Annotated in this window: 15 protein-coding genes; 6 read left to right on the forward strand and 9 right to left on the reverse strand. The window is 60.9% G+C overall.

What is annotated here, in order from left to right; all coding sequences use genetic code 11:
- Window positions 1–5: 5 nt before the first annotated feature.
- Both dxs and EGN72_RS02285 read left to right on the forward strand, forming a co-directional pair.
- A complete protein-coding gene (dxs, locus tag EGN72_RS02280) occupies window positions 6–1,919 on the forward strand; it encodes a 1-deoxy-D-xylulose-5-phosphate synthase (protein ID WP_127045027.1) in 1,914 nt (637 codons plus the stop codon).
- Between the two features lie 152 nt (window positions 1,920–2,071).
- Entirely contained in the window at window positions 2,072–2,833 is a 762-nt protein-coding gene (locus EGN72_RS02285) for an HNH endonuclease (protein WP_199743684.1), read from the forward strand.
- A gap of 68 nt (window positions 2,834–2,901) precedes the next feature.
- Here EGN72_RS02285 and truB read toward each other — a convergent pair whose 3' ends face one another.
- The 4 genes from truB to EGN72_RS02305 all read right to left on the reverse strand — a co-directional run bounded on the left by truB (window position 2,902) and on the right by EGN72_RS02305 (window position 5,821).
- Window positions 2,902–3,807 carry a tRNA pseudouridine(55) synthase TruB gene (gene truB / locus EGN72_RS02290; RefSeq protein WP_127045028.1) on the reverse strand — a complete coding sequence of 302 codons (906 nt, stop codon included), beginning with the start codon at window positions 3,805–3,807 and terminating at the stop codon, window positions 2,902–2,904.
- 72 nt (window positions 3,808–3,879) lie between these two features.
- Complete coding sequence (locus tag EGN72_RS02295) at window positions 3,880–4,620, reverse strand: phosphodiester glycosidase family protein (RefSeq protein WP_127045029.1); 741 nt, start codon at window positions 4,618–4,620, stop codon at window positions 3,880–3,882.
- Entirely contained in the window at window positions 4,610–5,029 is a 420-nt protein-coding gene (gene rbfA / locus EGN72_RS02300) for a 30S ribosome-binding factor RbfA (RefSeq protein ID WP_127045030.1), read from the reverse strand. Before rbfA ends, EGN72_RS02295 begins: the two co-directional genes overlap by 11 nt.
- Before the next feature lie 69 nt (window positions 5,030–5,098).
- Window positions 5,099–5,821: a sterol desaturase family protein gene (locus EGN72_RS02305; protein ID WP_127045031.1), complete on the reverse strand. Its 723-nt coding sequence runs from the start codon at window positions 5,819–5,821 to the stop codon at window positions 5,099–5,101.
- 161 nt (window positions 5,822–5,982) lie between these two features.
- Here EGN72_RS02305 and dapB point away from each other — a divergent pair, with 161 nt between their 5' ends.
- Window positions 5,983–6,792 carry a 4-hydroxy-tetrahydrodipicolinate reductase gene (gene dapB, locus EGN72_RS02310; protein ID WP_127045032.1) on the forward strand — a complete coding sequence of 270 codons (810 nt, stop codon included), beginning with the start codon at window positions 5,983–5,985 and terminating at the stop codon, window positions 6,790–6,792.
- Between the two features lie 69 nt (window positions 6,793–6,861).
- On the forward strand, window positions 6,862–7,212 hold the full coding sequence (locus EGN72_RS02315; RefSeq protein ID WP_127045033.1) for a dihydrodipicolinate reductase: 351 nt from the start codon (window positions 6,862–6,864) through the stop codon (window positions 7,210–7,212).
- Here the strand turns inward: EGN72_RS02315 and EGN72_RS02320 are convergent.
- The 4 genes from EGN72_RS02320 to EGN72_RS02335 form a co-directional block, all read right to left on the reverse strand.
- Entirely contained in the window at window positions 7,205–8,218 is a 1,014-nt protein-coding gene (locus tag EGN72_RS02320) for a glycosyltransferase family 2 protein (protein ID WP_127045034.1), read from the reverse strand. The genes EGN72_RS02315 and EGN72_RS02320 overlap by 8 nt on opposite strands.
- 85 nt (window positions 8,219–8,303) lie before the next feature.
- Window positions 8,304–9,134 (reverse strand): MaoC family dehydratase N-terminal domain-containing protein, encoded by an 831-nt coding sequence (locus tag EGN72_RS02325; RefSeq protein ID WP_127045035.1) that lies wholly within the window; start codon window positions 9,132–9,134, stop codon window positions 8,304–8,306.
- A gap of 3 nt (window positions 9,135–9,137) precedes the next feature.
- Window positions 9,138–10,235, reverse strand: coding sequence for a CaiB/BaiF CoA-transferase family protein (locus EGN72_RS02330; protein WP_127045036.1), 1,098 nt, complete (start codon window positions 10,233–10,235; stop codon window positions 9,138–9,140).
- Window positions 10,235–11,398 (reverse strand): acyl-CoA dehydrogenase family protein, encoded by a 1,164-nt coding sequence (locus EGN72_RS02335; RefSeq protein WP_127045037.1) that lies wholly within the window; start codon window positions 11,396–11,398, stop codon window positions 10,235–10,237. The genes EGN72_RS02330 and EGN72_RS02335 overlap by 1 nt, the downstream gene beginning before the upstream one ends.
- A 123-nt stretch (window positions 11,399–11,521) precedes the next feature.
- On the opposite strand from EGN72_RS02335, the gene EGN72_RS02340 reads away from it, so the two are divergent.
- Window positions 11,522–12,514 carry a LysR family transcriptional regulator gene (locus tag EGN72_RS02340; protein WP_127045038.1) on the forward strand — a complete coding sequence of 331 codons (993 nt, stop codon included), beginning with the start codon at window positions 11,522–11,524 and terminating at the stop codon, window positions 12,512–12,514.
- Here the strand turns inward: EGN72_RS02340 and rpsO are convergent.
- On the reverse strand, window positions 12,511–12,780 hold the full coding sequence (gene rpsO / locus EGN72_RS02345) for a 30S ribosomal protein S15 (protein ID WP_127045039.1): 270 nt from the start codon (window positions 12,778–12,780) through the stop codon (window positions 12,511–12,513). The two genes, EGN72_RS02340 and rpsO, sit on opposite strands and share 4 nt — an antisense overlap.
- Before the next feature lie 500 nt (window positions 12,781–13,280).
- On the opposite strand from rpsO, the gene EGN72_RS02350 reads away from it, so the two are divergent.
- The gene (locus tag EGN72_RS02350) at window positions 13,281–13,913 is read left to right on the forward strand and encodes an ankyrin repeat domain-containing protein (RefSeq protein WP_127045040.1); all 633 of its coding nucleotides are present in this window, start codon (window positions 13,281–13,283) and stop codon (window positions 13,911–13,913) included.
- Window positions 13,914–14,768 lie beyond the last annotated feature (855 nt).

Genomic DNA, 14,768 nt, shown 5'->3' on the forward strand with positions numbered 1-14,768 from the left:
GCAAAATGACCGACCGACCCAAAACCCCGCTGCTGGACCGTGTGACCCTGCCATCCGACATGAAGGGCCTGACGGACCGTGAGTTGCGGCAACTGGCCGACGAATTGCGGGCCGAGACAATCTCGGCGGTATCCGTCACCGGCGGGCATCTGGGCGCGGGTTTGGGCGTGGTGGAACTGACGGTTGCGCTGCATGCGATTTTCGATACACCGCGCGACAAGATCATCTGGGACGTGGGCCACCAATGCTACCCCCATAAAATCCTGACCGGGCGGCGCGACCGTATCCGCACCTTGCGGGCCGAAGGTGGGCTTTCCGGTTTCACCAAACGCTCTGAATCGCCCTATGATCCGTTCGGCGCGGCCCATAGCTCTACCTCCATCTCGGCGGCTTTGGGCTTTGCCGTGGCCGCCGATCTGGGCGGCGATCCGGGCGATGCGGTGGCGGTAATCGGTGACGGGTCGATGAGCGCGGGCATGGCGTTTGAGGCGATGAACAACGCGGGCCATCTGAAAAAGCGGCTGTTCGTCATTCTGAACGACAATGAGATGAGCATCGCGCCGCCGGTGGGGGCGATGTCGTCTTACCTGTCGCGGCTTTATGCCGGGGCGCCGTTTCAGGATTTGAAAGCGGTGGCGAAAGGGGCGGTCAGCTTCTTGCCCGAGCCGTTTCAGGAAGGCGCGCGGCGGGCGAAAGAGATGCTGAAAGGCATGACCGTCGGCGGCACCCTGTTTGAGGAGTTGGGGTTCAGCTATGTCGGCCCGATTGATGGGCATGATCTTGACCTGCTGATGCCCGTATTGCGCACGGTTCATGCGCGGGCCAAGGGGCCGATGCTGATCCATGTGATTACCAAAAAGGGCAAAGGCTATGCCCCGGCAGAAAAGGCGCGCGATAAGGGCCATGCCACGGCCAAGTTTGATGTGCTGACGGGCGAGCAAAAGAAAAGCCCCTCTAACGCGCCCAGCTATACAAAGGTTTTTGCGCAGTCCCTGATGGCGGAGGCCGCGCGGGATGACAAGATTGTGGCGGTGACGGCGGCGATGCCCGACGGGACCGGACTGAACCTGTTTGCCGAGCGTTTCCCCCGCCGCTGCTTTGATGTGGGCATCGCGGAACAGCATGCCGTGACCTTTTCGGCGGGCATGGCGGCGGGCGGGTTGAAGCCGTTCTGCGCGCTGTATTCCACCTTCTTGCAGCGGGGGTATGATCAGGTCGTGCATGATGTCGCGATCCAGCGGCTGCCCGTGCGCTTCGCGATTGATCGGGCGGGGCTGGTGGGGGCCGATGGGGCGACCCATGCGGGCGCGTTTGATGTGGCCTTTCTGGCGAACCTGCCCGGTTTCGTGGTGATGGCCGCGGCGGATGAGGCGGAGCTGGTCCATATGGTGGCCACGGCGGCGGCGCATGAAGACGGGCCGATCGCGTTCCGGTTCCCGCGCGGCGATGGTGTCGGGGTCGAGATGCCGGAGCGGGGCATCCCGCTGGAGATTGGCAAGGGCCGGGTAGTCCAGCAGGGCAAGCGCGTCGCGATTCTGTCTTTTGGCACGCGGCTGGCCGAGGTTCGCAAGGCTGCGGAAAATCTGGCCGCGAAGGGCATCACCCCCACGGTCGCGGATGCCCGCTTTGCCAAGCCTCTGGACCGCGATCTGATCCTTGATCTGGCGGCAAAACATGAGGTTTTGATCACGGTGGAGGAAGGCGCGATTGGGGGGTTCGGTTCCCATGTCGCGCAGCTTTTGGCCGAGGAAGGCGTGTTCGATACCGGGCTGAAATATCGGTCGATGGTGCTGCCGGATATCTTCATTGATCAAGCCTCGCCTGAGCGGATGTATGAGGTTGCGGGCATGGATGCAGCCCAGATCGAGACCCGGGTGCTGGAGGTTCTGGGGGTTGCCAGTCTGGGCAAACGGGCGTGAGAATTGCAGCGCGGAATCGCGCGCGGAATTCAAGGTAAGCTGCTGATTTAAATCTGTTTTTGTGAAAAAATTAACCGAATATTAAGATTTGAGTCGCGTGTGTTAGGGGTGGCAGAGTCGGGGTGAACCCCGACCTATAAGGGGATTTTTTAATGCCGAAGGTAACAAGTCGGGAAATCGAATTTTGCTATGACTTAGGTTTAGCGTATCACAAACGCCAGATATTGTTTAACGACGCCGTTGAGACAGCAGTCACAGCGTTGCATATGAACAAGGCAAGTGCATCTGATTATATCAGAAATGTTGATTTGATCATCAAGGGCAAGACATACAAACGAACAATAAATCCAGAAGCAATTTCCTATTATCTTACACGGATAGCGACAGACTTTGGACTTGCAGCCCTAATGACTGCGTTGAAGTCTGTTGAGTCGCACATTGAATATTATGAAGGCCTTCGCAACACGACGCGGCACACGGCTCGACAAGCTGTATCTGATATAAGGGCGCGCTTTGTCGAACCAGACGCAGATGAAGGCCAAAATGCGCAGTTTCAGCGGCTTGTTGTTCAATCTCTAGGTGACAATGAGCCGGAACGGCTCGCCCGACTTTCAAAACTTTCCGGGGTGCCAGTTCGGAAGACTGTTGAAGTGACGGTGTTTCAAAGGAACCCGGATGTGGTCGCCCAAGCATTGGTGAACGCAAAAGGCGTTTGTCAGCGGTGCTGCCAGCCTGCACCGTTCACGCGCAAAGATGGCGCACCCTATCTGGAAGTTCATCATATCATTCCTTTGGCGATTGGCGGCTTGGATACGCTAGGCAATGTCGCTGCGATTTGTCCAAATTGTCATCGGGAGGCACATTTTGGGTCTGAGCCGATCACGTTTTTATCAACGGCCGCAAGCGCGCGCTAAAATTCCATGAGCCAGAGGACGTGGATGAGGCGTATTTCGGCGATGGCGGCTTGGGCTAGCCGCCGCCCTTAGTCGTTGAACACCCGGCTGGGGTGCAGCTCGCCTGCTTTGTAGGTGCCCACGGCCACGGCGCGGCCTTCAAAGCTGGCCCAGGCTTCCTCGCCATATTCGGCGTTGGAGGTCAGGACGATGCCGGGGTTGCCGTGGCGCAGGCGGGTCGCGCCTTCGGCAGTGGTCGGCAGTTCGGGCAAATCGCCAAGGCCCAGTTCCAGCGGCAGAAGGAAGGCATCAAGCGCCCCGGTTTTGCCCAAGGCGTCGAGTTGTTCGATCGAAATGCCTTTGTCTGCCTCAAACGGGCCGGACCATGTGCGGCGCAGCCAGAGCACATGACCAAAGCCGCCCAGCGCCGCGCCCAGATCGCGCGCGATAGAGCGGACGTAGCCGCCTTTGCCGCAGACCATTTCCAGCTCGACATGATCGGGATCGGGGCGGGCGATGATGTCCAGCTTTTCGACCCAAAGCGGGCGGGCGGCCAGTTCCATCGCGCCGCCACCGCGGGCGATATCATAGGCGCGTTCGCCGTCGACCTTCACGGCGGAAAACTGCGGCGGGATTTGTTCAATTTCGCCCCGGAAGGCGGGCAAAGCGGCGGCAATCTCGGCATCTGTGGGGCGCAGGGCAGAGGTTTCAGTAACCGCGCCTTCGGCATCATCGGTGGTGGTGGCGATGCCAAGGCGCACCACGAAGCGATAGCATTTCAGCGCATCGGTGATATAGGGCACGGTTTTCGTGGCCTCGCCCAAGGCGATGGCCAGAACGCCGGTGGCATCGGGGTCCAGCGTGCCGGCATGGCCTGCTTTTTGCGCATCCATCGCCCATTTCACCTTGCTGACCACAGCGGTAGAGGTGATCCCGGCAGGCTTGTCCACCACCAACCAGCCCGAAATGGCCCGGCCTTTTTGTTTGCGTGCCATGATGACCCCCATAAGTTGCGAAACATGCCTGCTAGCCCGCGTCAGGGGCCGCGTCAAGGCAGGGGGCGGGGGCTATTCCGCCTCGACCAGTCCGATGATGGGGCCCATCTGAAAGCCGAAATCATTGCGGCGCAGGGCGGGGGCGTAAAGGCGGCTGATCTTGCCGTCGAAATAAAGCGCGTTGGGGGTTTTCAGCGCATCGCGGAACAGGCGGCCGAATTGGGCGAAGTTCACCGCTTGCCCGGAAATCGCGAGATAGGCGGTTTTGCCATCGGCCGAGACGCCGACCCCGTTGCGGATATAGCGGCTGTCGCTTTTGGGCAGAAAGCGTGGGTGCAAGGCGCCATCAATCACCAGCATTGGGCCGGATTGGGTGGCAAAGCGGCAGGCGGGCGGGTTGGCCTGATAGGCGCGGGATTCCACGACGCGAAAGCGCTGCGGGCCGATGCAGAACACGCCATTGGGCAGCAGGCCGAAATTCCCCGGCCCATCACTGGTGATGATGCGGCTTTGCTCGGTGCCTTCGGTGACCAGCAGGCCCACGGGGGCGCGGTCGGCGTGATACATGCCTGCGTTCATCGCAAAGCCAAGTTTCTTGCCTTCGGGTTTCAGCACCTCATCGACGCGGCCAAAGCTGCCAAGCACGGCCCCATCGCCGCCAGAATGAAAGATCCGCAGATCCTGCGCGGTGGACACTTCGCACACGGTATAGGGCAGGGATTCGAAGGTGATATCACGGCAGGTGGCGGCGGCAAGGCCGGGTGTAGCCATGCCCAGCAGCAAACCGACGAGGGCTGTCAGCCTATGCCTCATCGCCGTCATCTTTGGCGTTTTCCACATCGCGGCGCACGCGTTCATCGCCCAGCAGGCGGCGGGTTTCATCCAGCTGATCATAGGTGATATCGCGGCGGAAGCGGAGTTCCGGGACATGTTTGATGATCATGCCCTTGCTGACATGGTGGCGCAATTCGCCCTGATGTTTGGCCAAAAGCGCGATGGCGCCGTCAACATCGCCGCCGCCAAGTGGCATCACATGCACGGTGGCCACGCGCAGGTCGGCAGACATCTGCACCTCGCCCACGGTGATATAGAGGCGGTTGAGGTCCGGGTCATGCACATCGCCACGCGACAGCACCTCGGACAAAATCCGGCGGATCAATTCACCAACACGAAGTTGGCGCTGCGAAGGCCCCTTGGCCGAGGTAAGGTTCTTATGTGCCATGCGCCTGACATAGGGCGGAATCGCGCGCCCCGCAACGGGCATCACCGAAGCGTGCATGCAGGTTTTCGCCTAAACTGTTGCGGCGCGCGTGATCTCGGCCTGTGTCAGCCCATAGCGGGGGGCAAAGCGTTGGCGTGCCGCGATCAGGCGCGGATCATCGGGGCGCATGCCAAGGGTGCGGATGAATTCGATGCGTTGCTGCGATTTCAGCGCCTCGCGGTCAATCGCGGTGCCCATCGCGCGGTCAATCACCTCGCCCCCCGGTGAGACGTGGAACCATCGCGAGAAGTCGCGGAAGTGGTGTTGGTTGTGCAGGGTGGTGACATGGCGTTCAACGGCGGTTTTCGGGACGGGCAGATGCGCTGTCATATGGAACCACTCATAGCCCAGAAAGGTCATGATACCGCCCACCGGCACAATCGCCACCGCGAGGGGAAGCGCGTGGGGCGTGATCAGCGACAGCGCCGCCCAAGCCACGCCAAAACTGGTGCACAGCACAGGAAGCGCCACCCAGATCGGCACAAAGAACAGCCCGTGATTGGTGGGGAAATCATGGTGGCCGTAATGCGCCTGATAAAGCAGGTCAAACGCCCATTGGCGGCGGGGTGGCGCGAGGTGAAAGATGTAGCGATGCAAGGAATATTCATTCAGCATCTGTGCCGGGATACCAAAGACCACAAAAGCCCATGCCCAGCCCGGCCCGTTCAGCGCCAGCCAGACCATCGCCGCCGCACAGATCAAGGCCATGACGCGGACGGCGTTATGCTGACACATCAGTTGCAGGCGAAACATCTTTGGCCCCTTCCCCGGTTTTCTGCGCCAGTTTGCCCCTTTGTGGCGCGTTTGTCGCGGGTAACGTAGCGCCATTGCGCCAGCCCACCTGTTGCGGATCGCCCTTTGCGCATTGCACGGCTTGCGGTTAAACAAGCGGCAAGCAGCAAGGGAACAAGATCATGGCCGACCTTCCGGGAATCGTCGTCACAGGGGCTTCGGGCCGCATGGGGCAAATGTTGGTGCGCACCATTGCCGGGTCGGGCAAGACGCGGCTGGTGGGCTGTGTGGAACGGGCGGGCCATGCCTGGGTGGGCCGCGATATTGGCGAGTGTATGGGTGGGGCGGCGCTTGGCGTCACCGTGACCGATGACCCGCTGGAGGCTTTTGCCCGCGCGCAGGCCGTGATTGATTTTACCGCCCCTGCTGCCACGGTGGAATTTGCCGCCCTCGCCGCGCAGGCCCGCCTTGTGCATGTGATCGGCACCACCGGGATGGAGGCCGCGCATATCGTCAAGCTGGGCCCTGCCGCACGCCATGCGGTGATTGTGCGGGCGGGGAATATGTCGCTGGGCGTGAACCTGTTGACCCGGCTGACGCAAAAGGTTGCCGCCGCGCTGGATGAGGATTGGGACATCGAAGTGGTCGAGGCGCATCACCGCATGAAGGTGGACGCACCATCCGGCACCGCCTTGATGCTGGGCGAGGCAGCGGCGGCAGGGCGCGGTGTGGCGCTGGAGGATGTGCGCGATTCCGGTCGGGATGGCATCACGGGGGCGCGCAAACGCGGGGATATCGGCTTTGCCGCCATTCGCGGCGGCGATGTGGTGGGCGAGCATGATGTGATCTTTGCCGCCGATGGCGAACGTATCGTGCTGCGCCATCTGGCCACCGACCGGGGCATTTTCGCGCGCGGCGCGCTGCGGGCGGCGCTGTGGGGCATCGGGCAGAAGCCCGGCGAATATGACATGATGGATGTTCTGGGGCTGTGACACCGTGACCTGTGGTAAAAACTGATCCAACGCCTGCCTTGCTGCGTAAGGGTTTCATCGGAGGATCACATGAAACATTTTGTCCTGTTTGCCCTGATGCTGACCCCATCTGCCGCGCTGGCCGATGGGTTTTCGCCTGTGGTGGAAAAACGTGAATTCGTGAAACTTGTGTCTGGCAAGGCGCTGACGCGGTTCGGCATCTCGCTGAATGTATCGCCGGAAGGGGCGATCAAAGGCAGCGCCTTTGGCACGCCGGTCACGGGAAGCTGGCGTTGGCAGGGCGGATTGTTCTGCCGTGATATGACCTATGGCAACACAGAAATCGCGGCGAATTGCCAATTGGTGGAACGCAAAGGCAATACGCTGCGCTTTACCTCGGATGCTGGCAAAGGCGATTCCGCCGATCTGCGGCTTAAGTGATCGCGCGGCGATAGGCGTCTGACGCCTCTAGAAAGCCGCGATTTGCCAAGTCTTCCGGCCCTTGATAAGGCAGCGCCTCGGCCGGGGTTATGGTGAAATCATCGCCACCTGTTGCTGCTGCAAGGCGCTTTGCATCCTCGGCATGGTCCCATGTGCCTGCGGCAACCGAGGCACGGTCACGCGCCAGATAATCGCCCGCCAGTTTGTAATGCCGCAACAGCCCGGTCACATCGGCCACGCGGACGCCTGCGGCGCAATGCGGATGCACCATCAATTGCACATCCGGCAGATTACGCACGAGCGAGTGTTTGGACAAAAAGCACGCCTCGCCAAAAACCTCGCGCCGCAAGCCGCCGATTTTCAGGGCCACATCGCCCTTGTTCTGATCCAGAAACCAGCTAAAGCCGATGCGGTCGCGGTCATGGTAGGGGACGGTGGTGATCTGCCCCAGGCTGAACTGATTGGCCCCGGACAGCACCTGCGCATAGGTCCAGCCCTTCGTTTCGCCATAGGGCTGCGGGGTGAACAGGTCGAGCATTTGCGTCACCATGGCGGTGAAGCCGCGCGTTTCCAGATAGGCCAGCAGGCGCGGCAAAGGGGCCGAGAGCGGGGGTTCAAACATTTCATCCGCGTCCAGAAACAGCACCCAGCCGCCGCGCAGCACGTGCCGTGCTGCTTGCACGCGGAGCAGCACCTCATAACGTTTGGCGGGCAAGGTGTTGCGGATCACGGTGGTATTGGCAAAGCCTTGGGCGATGGCGACCGTATCATCGGTGGAGCCGTTGTCGACGATCACGATATGGCGCACGCCAAGCGCTTGGTGATGGGCCATGAAATCGGCAAGGAAATAGGACGCGTTTTTCATCAGGGCGACGACGGCCACCTCATCCGGGGCCAGTTGCACGGTGGCGGGGCCGTGGATCACGCGGTTGCCTTGCGCCACGGCGCGGCGGGCGGCCCATGTTTCGGCCCGGCGTCTGAGGCCTGAGAGAATCCGACCGAACACTGTGTATCCTTCCCGCCGGGGGTTGCTGCCGCGCGGGATAACCAAACAACCACGCCGCGAAAATGGCAAGCCCTGCCGCGCAGGCTTACCAGCGGGCGCGGGCCTCCATCGCGGTGGGGCCGCCGGGTGTGGCGGTCCAGAGCGTCAGGTCCGCGCCATCGTCGCGGGCGTTGAGCGTGACATCATGGGTGTCAAACAGCGGCGAGAGGCTGCGGAAGCGGAAGCTGGCCGGGGCCGCGCCGCGCAGATCGGCGGCATATTGGGCCAGCAAGGTGGCCTGCATCGGGCCATGCACGATCAGGCCGGGGTAGCCTTCGGTTCCGGTGACATAGGGCGCATCGTAATGGATGCGGTGGCCGTTGAAGGTCAGCGCGGAATAGCGAAACAGCAGGGTCGGCGTGGCGGCGATGCTGCGGCTGTGCGTGCCGTTCGGGGCGGCCTCGGGCATGTTGCGGGGCGGGGCGCTGGCATCGCGGTAGACGATATCCTGCCGTTCGGTCACGGCTTTGCGCCCGGCGCTGGTGATGTGATGCGTGACGGTGACAAAGCAAAGCGCACCGGTGCTGCCGTGTTTCAGCGTGACATCCTCGATCACCGAGCGGCGGGTAACGGTGTCGCCGATACAGATCGGGGCGTGAAACTGGAACGCGCCCCCTGCCCACATGCGGCGCGGCAAGGGCACGGGCGGCAGAAAGCCACCGCGCGCGGGGTGGCCATCTGGCCCCAGTTCGGCGGTGGGCACGGCGGGTTGACCAAGGCAGAGGTGGATCAGCAAGGGGGCCTCGGCCCCCGTATCCAGCGCCGAGACGCGGTCAAAGGTGGCGTTGAAACGCTGGGCGATTGCGGGGGTAAGCTGTTCGGATTGTTCCTCCTGCCGCCCGATCCATTGGCGCAGGTGGTCAAGGTCAAGCGACATGGCTTAGCCCTCCTTGGGCTGTTGTGCGGGCACCGGGCCATAGACGCGGGGCGCCTCCTCCCAGACCGGGGCCGGGGCGGGATAGGTGACGGGGCCGTTGGGGGTTTCTACCGTGATCTGGCGCAGATGCGGGTGGGTGGACAGCCCTTCCATATCATTGACCGAGGCCAGCGCCACCTGCGCGCCCAGCAGCAAGGCAATCGCCTGATCTGCGGGAAGGGCGGCAATGGCGGCGGCCACCAGCGCATCGGTTTCGGCACGGTTGGCAACGCGGGCGACATTGGTGGCAAAGCGCGGGTCGGTGCCACAATCGGGGCGGCCCAGCACCTGCGCGCAAAGGGTCCGCCATTCGCGATCACTTTGCACGGCGATCAGGATCTGGCGCCCATCGGCGGCGGTGAACACGCCATAAGGCGCGATGGACGGATGCGCCATGCCGATGCGTTTGGGGCTTTTGCCACCGCGATGGTTCAGCAGCGGCACCGTCAGCCAATCGGCCATTACATCAAACATCGACACGGAAATAGTGGCCCCTTTGCCTGTAATCCCGCGCCGGATAAGCGCCTCGAGTATCGCGGAATAGGCGGTGGCCCCGGTGGCGATATCGACGATGGATAGCCCCACGCGCGCGGGTTCTGACGGCCCGCCGGTAATCGCACAAAGCCCGGATTCGGCTTGGATCAACAGGTCATAGGCCTTGCGGTCGGCCATCGGGCCGGTGGGGCCATAGCCGCTGATCGAACAGGTGATCAGGCGCGGGTAATCCTGCGCCAGACGGTCAAAGCCAAAGCCCAGCTTGGCCAAGGCCCCCACTTTCAGGTTTTGCAGCAAGACATCGGCATCCGCCAACATCGCCTCCAGCGCGGCTTTGCCTTCGGGCGTTGCCAAATCCAGCGTCACGGCGGTTTTGCCCCGGTTCAGCCAGACGAAATAGCTGGACTGCCCGCGTGCCACATCATCATAGCCGCGCGCAAAATCGCCTTCGGGACGTTCGATCTTGATGACTTCGGCCCCGGCATCGGCAAGGCGGGCGCTGGCGAACGGTGCCGCAACCGCCTGTTCAATCGCGATGACTTTCAACCCTGTCAGCGGCAGGTCCATCAGAACGACCTCGGCATGCCAAGCACATGCTCGGCGATATGGCTGAGGATCAGGTTGGTCGAGATCGGGGCGACCTGATACAGCCGGGTTTCGCGGAACTTGCGTTCGATATCATATTCGCAGGCAAAGCCAAAGCCGCCGTGGAACTGGATACAGGCATTGGCCGCCGCCCAAGACGCCTTGGCCGCAAGGTATTTCGCCATATTCGCCTCGGCCCCGCAGGGTTGGCCCGCATCATACAGCGCGCAGGCCTTGTAGCGCATCAGATTGGCGGCTTCGATTTCGATATAAGCCTCGGCGATGGGGAATTGCACGCCTTGGTTCTGGCCGATAGGGCGGCCAAAGACCGTGCGTTCGGAGACATATTTCGTCACCCGGTCGGTGAACCAATAGCCATCACCGATACATTCCGCCGCGATCAGCGCGCGTTCGGCGTTCAGCCCGGTCAGGATGTATTTGAAGCCCATGCCTTCCTCGCCGATCAGGTTTTCGGCGGGGATTTCAAGGTTGTCGAAGAACAGCTCATTGGTTTCGTGGTTCACCATATTCGGGATGGGGCGCACCGTCATGCCCGAGGTCATCGCCTGTTTGATATCAACCAGAAAGATCGACAGACCTTCGGATTTCTTTTTCACCTGCGCCAAGGGCGTGGTGCGGGCCAAAAGGATCATCAGGTCGGAATGTTGCACCCGGCTGATCCAGACTTTCTGGCCGTTGATGACATAGCGGTCGCCTTTTTTCACCGCGGTGGTTTTAAGCTGGGTGGTATCAGTGCCGGTGGTCGGTTCGGTCACGCCCATGCTTTGCAGCCGCAATTCACCGCTGGCGAGTTTGGGCAGGATGCGGCGGCGCTGGTCTTCGGAGCCGTGGCGGACCAGCGTGTTCATATTATACATCTGGCCATGGCAGGCCCCGGAATTGCCACCCGCGCGGTTGATTTCCTCCATGATGACCGACGCCTCGGTCAACCCAAGGCCCGAGCCGCCGTATTCTTCAGGGATCAGCGCGGCCATCCAGCCTGCGCGGGTCAGTGCCTCGACAAAGGCTTCGGGATAGGCGCGGTCGGCATCGACCTTGCGGTGATAGGCATCTGGAAATTCGGCGCAGAGCGCGCGCACCGCCTCGCGGATATCCTGATGTTCATCGGTTTGTTGCTGATACATCCTTGCGGCTCCTGCGTTGGGCGATGTTGCGTTCCGTGCGTATGCATTGCCCTGCATTATATTGCCAATATATATTTAATGCGCGCCTTATAGCTTTTTTATATGGGGCAAGGGAGGGCGGCGATGGACCTGCGGCAGTTGCGGTATTTTCTGGCGATCGTAGAGGAAGGGTCTTTTTCCAGCGCGGCGAAACGATTGAACATCGCGCAGCCTGCGCTGTCGCTGCATGTGCGCCGGATGGAAGAACAACTTGGAACGCCACTGCTGCTGCGCGGGCCGCACGGGGTCAGGGAAACCGAAGCAGGGGCGTTGCTGGCCCGCCGCGCACGGGGCCTGCTGGCAGAGTGGGAGCGGAGCACCGAAGAAGTGCGCAGCCTTGGGCAAGAGCCGGTGGGCACGGTGCGGCTGGGCCTGCCCGGCACGGTCAGCGGGCTTTTGTCTTTGCCCTTGATCCTGCAATGCCGGGCGCGACACCCAAAGATCAAGATCATCGTCACCGAAGCGATGAGCGGGTTTTTACGCGAATGGTTGCTGGACGGGCGGGTGGAGCTTGCGCTGCTTTATGCCGACTTGCGCGATGCGGGTGTGCAATCCCGCGCGCTGGTGACAGAGGAATTGGTGCTGCTGGTGCCGCCGGGGGCGGATGTGGCGCAGGCCCCGGCCCGGTTGATCGCCGATCTGGGGTTGATCCTGCCCAGCGGCGCGCATGGCTTGCGGATGATGTTGGACAGTTGGTTGCCGCGTCAGGGCATCAAGGTTGATCCGGTGATCGAGATCGACAGTTTTGGCAGCATCAAGCAACTGGTGGAAAACGGGTATGGCTGTTCCATCCTGCCCGAGCATGTGCTGCGCGATGCCTTGGCGGCGGGGCGCTTGCAGGTTGCGCGCTTTGCGCCCCCCGGCCTGTCGCGCGGTGTCTGGATGGCGCAAAGCACAGCGCGCCCGATGACACGGGCCGCCGGTGCGGTCAGCGATGTGTTGGTGGCGGTGGTGGAACAGCTTGTGCAAAGCGGCGATTGGCCGGGTGCGGCGCTGGCGCGTGACCCAAGGCCACAGAGCAAAACGCCCGCATCTTTCGATACGGGCGCAGGGTATCCGATTGCGGATAAAACTTAGCGGCGGATGCCAAGACGCTGGATCAGCGACTGGTAACGCTCTTCGTTTTTGCCTTTGACATAGTCCAGCAGCTTGCGGCGCTGAGCAACCATCATCAACAAGCCACGACGGGAGTGGTTGTCTTTCTTATGGTCTTTGAAATGCTCGGTCAGGGTCGCGATGCGCGAGGACAGAATGGCAACCTGCACTTCGGGCGAACCGGTGTCGCCTTCTTTGGTTGCGTATTCTTTGATCAATTGGGCTTTCAGTTCTGGCGTAATCGACATCGGGTTCTCCATAGTTGAATGTGACGGCGCAGGCCGGGATGTCGTCCAGCAAGGCCCTTGGCGCCCCAACCGGAAAGGTCGGGACCGCGTGCGTATAGGGGGATTCTGTGCAAAAGAAAAGCATTCAATGGGCGGGGCGCGGCTTGGATGTGTTCTTTGCGCCTGAGTTGGGTCGCCCGAACCCTGTCGTGCGGGGCGCGCGGTCTGTTTTTGTGGGCAAACGGCCCGCCGCCCGGATGCGGTGAGCTTGTCGAAGGCACGCCCCGCAAGAATGAGGTGCTCAAGAAAGAATTGAGCACATATGGCCGAATATCTTACGCGGCAGGGAGGGCATTATCGAGAAATCCGCGATCTGCGACGCCGTTTGAAAAATGATCTGGAAAGATACAATCGGATGAAATGCTATTAAAATGCCCCCGCGATGCCGCGCAGCAAGGTGTGAACCAACTTAACGAGAGTCCACCGGGCCAGAGCTTCATCCCACTTTGAAGGGCGATAAGATGAAACATGTCGATTTCTCAACTGTCGATCGCCTTTTGGAATGGGATGACAAGTTGCGCGACGGCGACCTTTCCATGGATCAATGGGCGATTGAAACGCTTTTATCTGATTGCCGGGTCAAAGGTGTTCCGATCGTGTTTTATGCGCCCGGATCGGACGCCGCGGTAACGCTCTCCTTGGCGGCGGGTGTGGATTTCACCCCACAAAATCCCGAGGGCGAAACCGTTTTGTTCGATGGCGCGCATCTTGAAATTACGGCTTATGGGCGCGTGGCCGAAAGCTTTGCCAAGCGAGGGAAGATAGACCTTGCCGAAACCGAAGGTCTGACGGCCCTTTCCGCGCAGGTCAAGTTCGGGAATCTGGACCGCGTGAAACTGCTGCTTCGGCACGGGGCCGATGTCGGACGTTTCGCCACGATTGCCCGCTATGGCAACGCACGGCTGACCATTCCGCAGCAAGCGATCAATGTGATGACAACGGCAGGGCCGGCGGAAAAGGAAACTCTTTCAATCACGCTGCTGGACTTGCTGAAGGCGCATGGGCTGCGGCTTGATGCCGCCGAAAAATCCGACCTCTTGCAGCGGGCGCGAACCGGACCGCGCCTACATGAATGGATTGATCGAAACCTCTGACGCGCTGGGGCGGGCGTATGGTCAGCCAAAAGCCGACGGTAAGATAAGAATGACCGTGGGGCCATGAGAATGACTGACCGTTTTTCGATATTTGTCGCCCATACCCAAATCCTCGTTCATCTGGCGAGCCACCCGAAGCCCGGTTTGATGTGGACAGTTGCGCATGTTGCCCAAGGCTTTGCCTGAGCCGAGGGCGTGGTGTCTTTTGGGGTGCAAGATCACGATGGTCCTTGCCTGATCGGGGTGCAACCTTTTGACATCGGCGCGCTGGCGCCGGGCGCGCTTTGGGCAGGTCAGGTGCCGTTCAAAGTGTCAGAAACCTTGACGATCGGCTGATGCGTCCGTATCCGGCGGGATTTTTCGGCAATACCTTAAAATTAATATTTATTAACAAACGCGCAGCTTGGATGGGAATGGATGGACTCAGCAAATCTGTTAACCTTTGCGGCTCAGCTAATATGCAAGACGCTGTAACAACCGGGCGCGCCTTTTCTTGCGAAAACAACCTTTTAGGGATTTTTGAATAGCTTGCTTCTACCTTAATGCGATGCAGCTTTCACCGGCACACACAGGTAACGATGCCAAAACCCCAATAACTAAAGGGCTTTGCGCAGATTCGTCCGGAAAAGCGCCACCGCGTCGGGGCATCGGCGCATATTCAAACAGAGTGCGATTTGCGGCGGTTTTTGCCAATTTTGGTGGTTTTAACCAAAGTTGAACAATACGCCCCGATTTCGCCACAGCATACTAGTGTTAGCCGCCTGACGGAAGATTCCCAACCGTGAACAGGTGTGTCACAATCGGGGCATGAGACGCAATGACATCTGCCTTTACCTCGGCCCCGCTGACCGTGCG

It is taken from the genome of Pseudorhodobacter sp. E13, assembly GCF_003991405.1.
Lineage (GTDB): Bacteria > Pseudomonadota > Alphaproteobacteria > Rhodobacterales > Rhodobacteraceae > Pseudorhodobacter.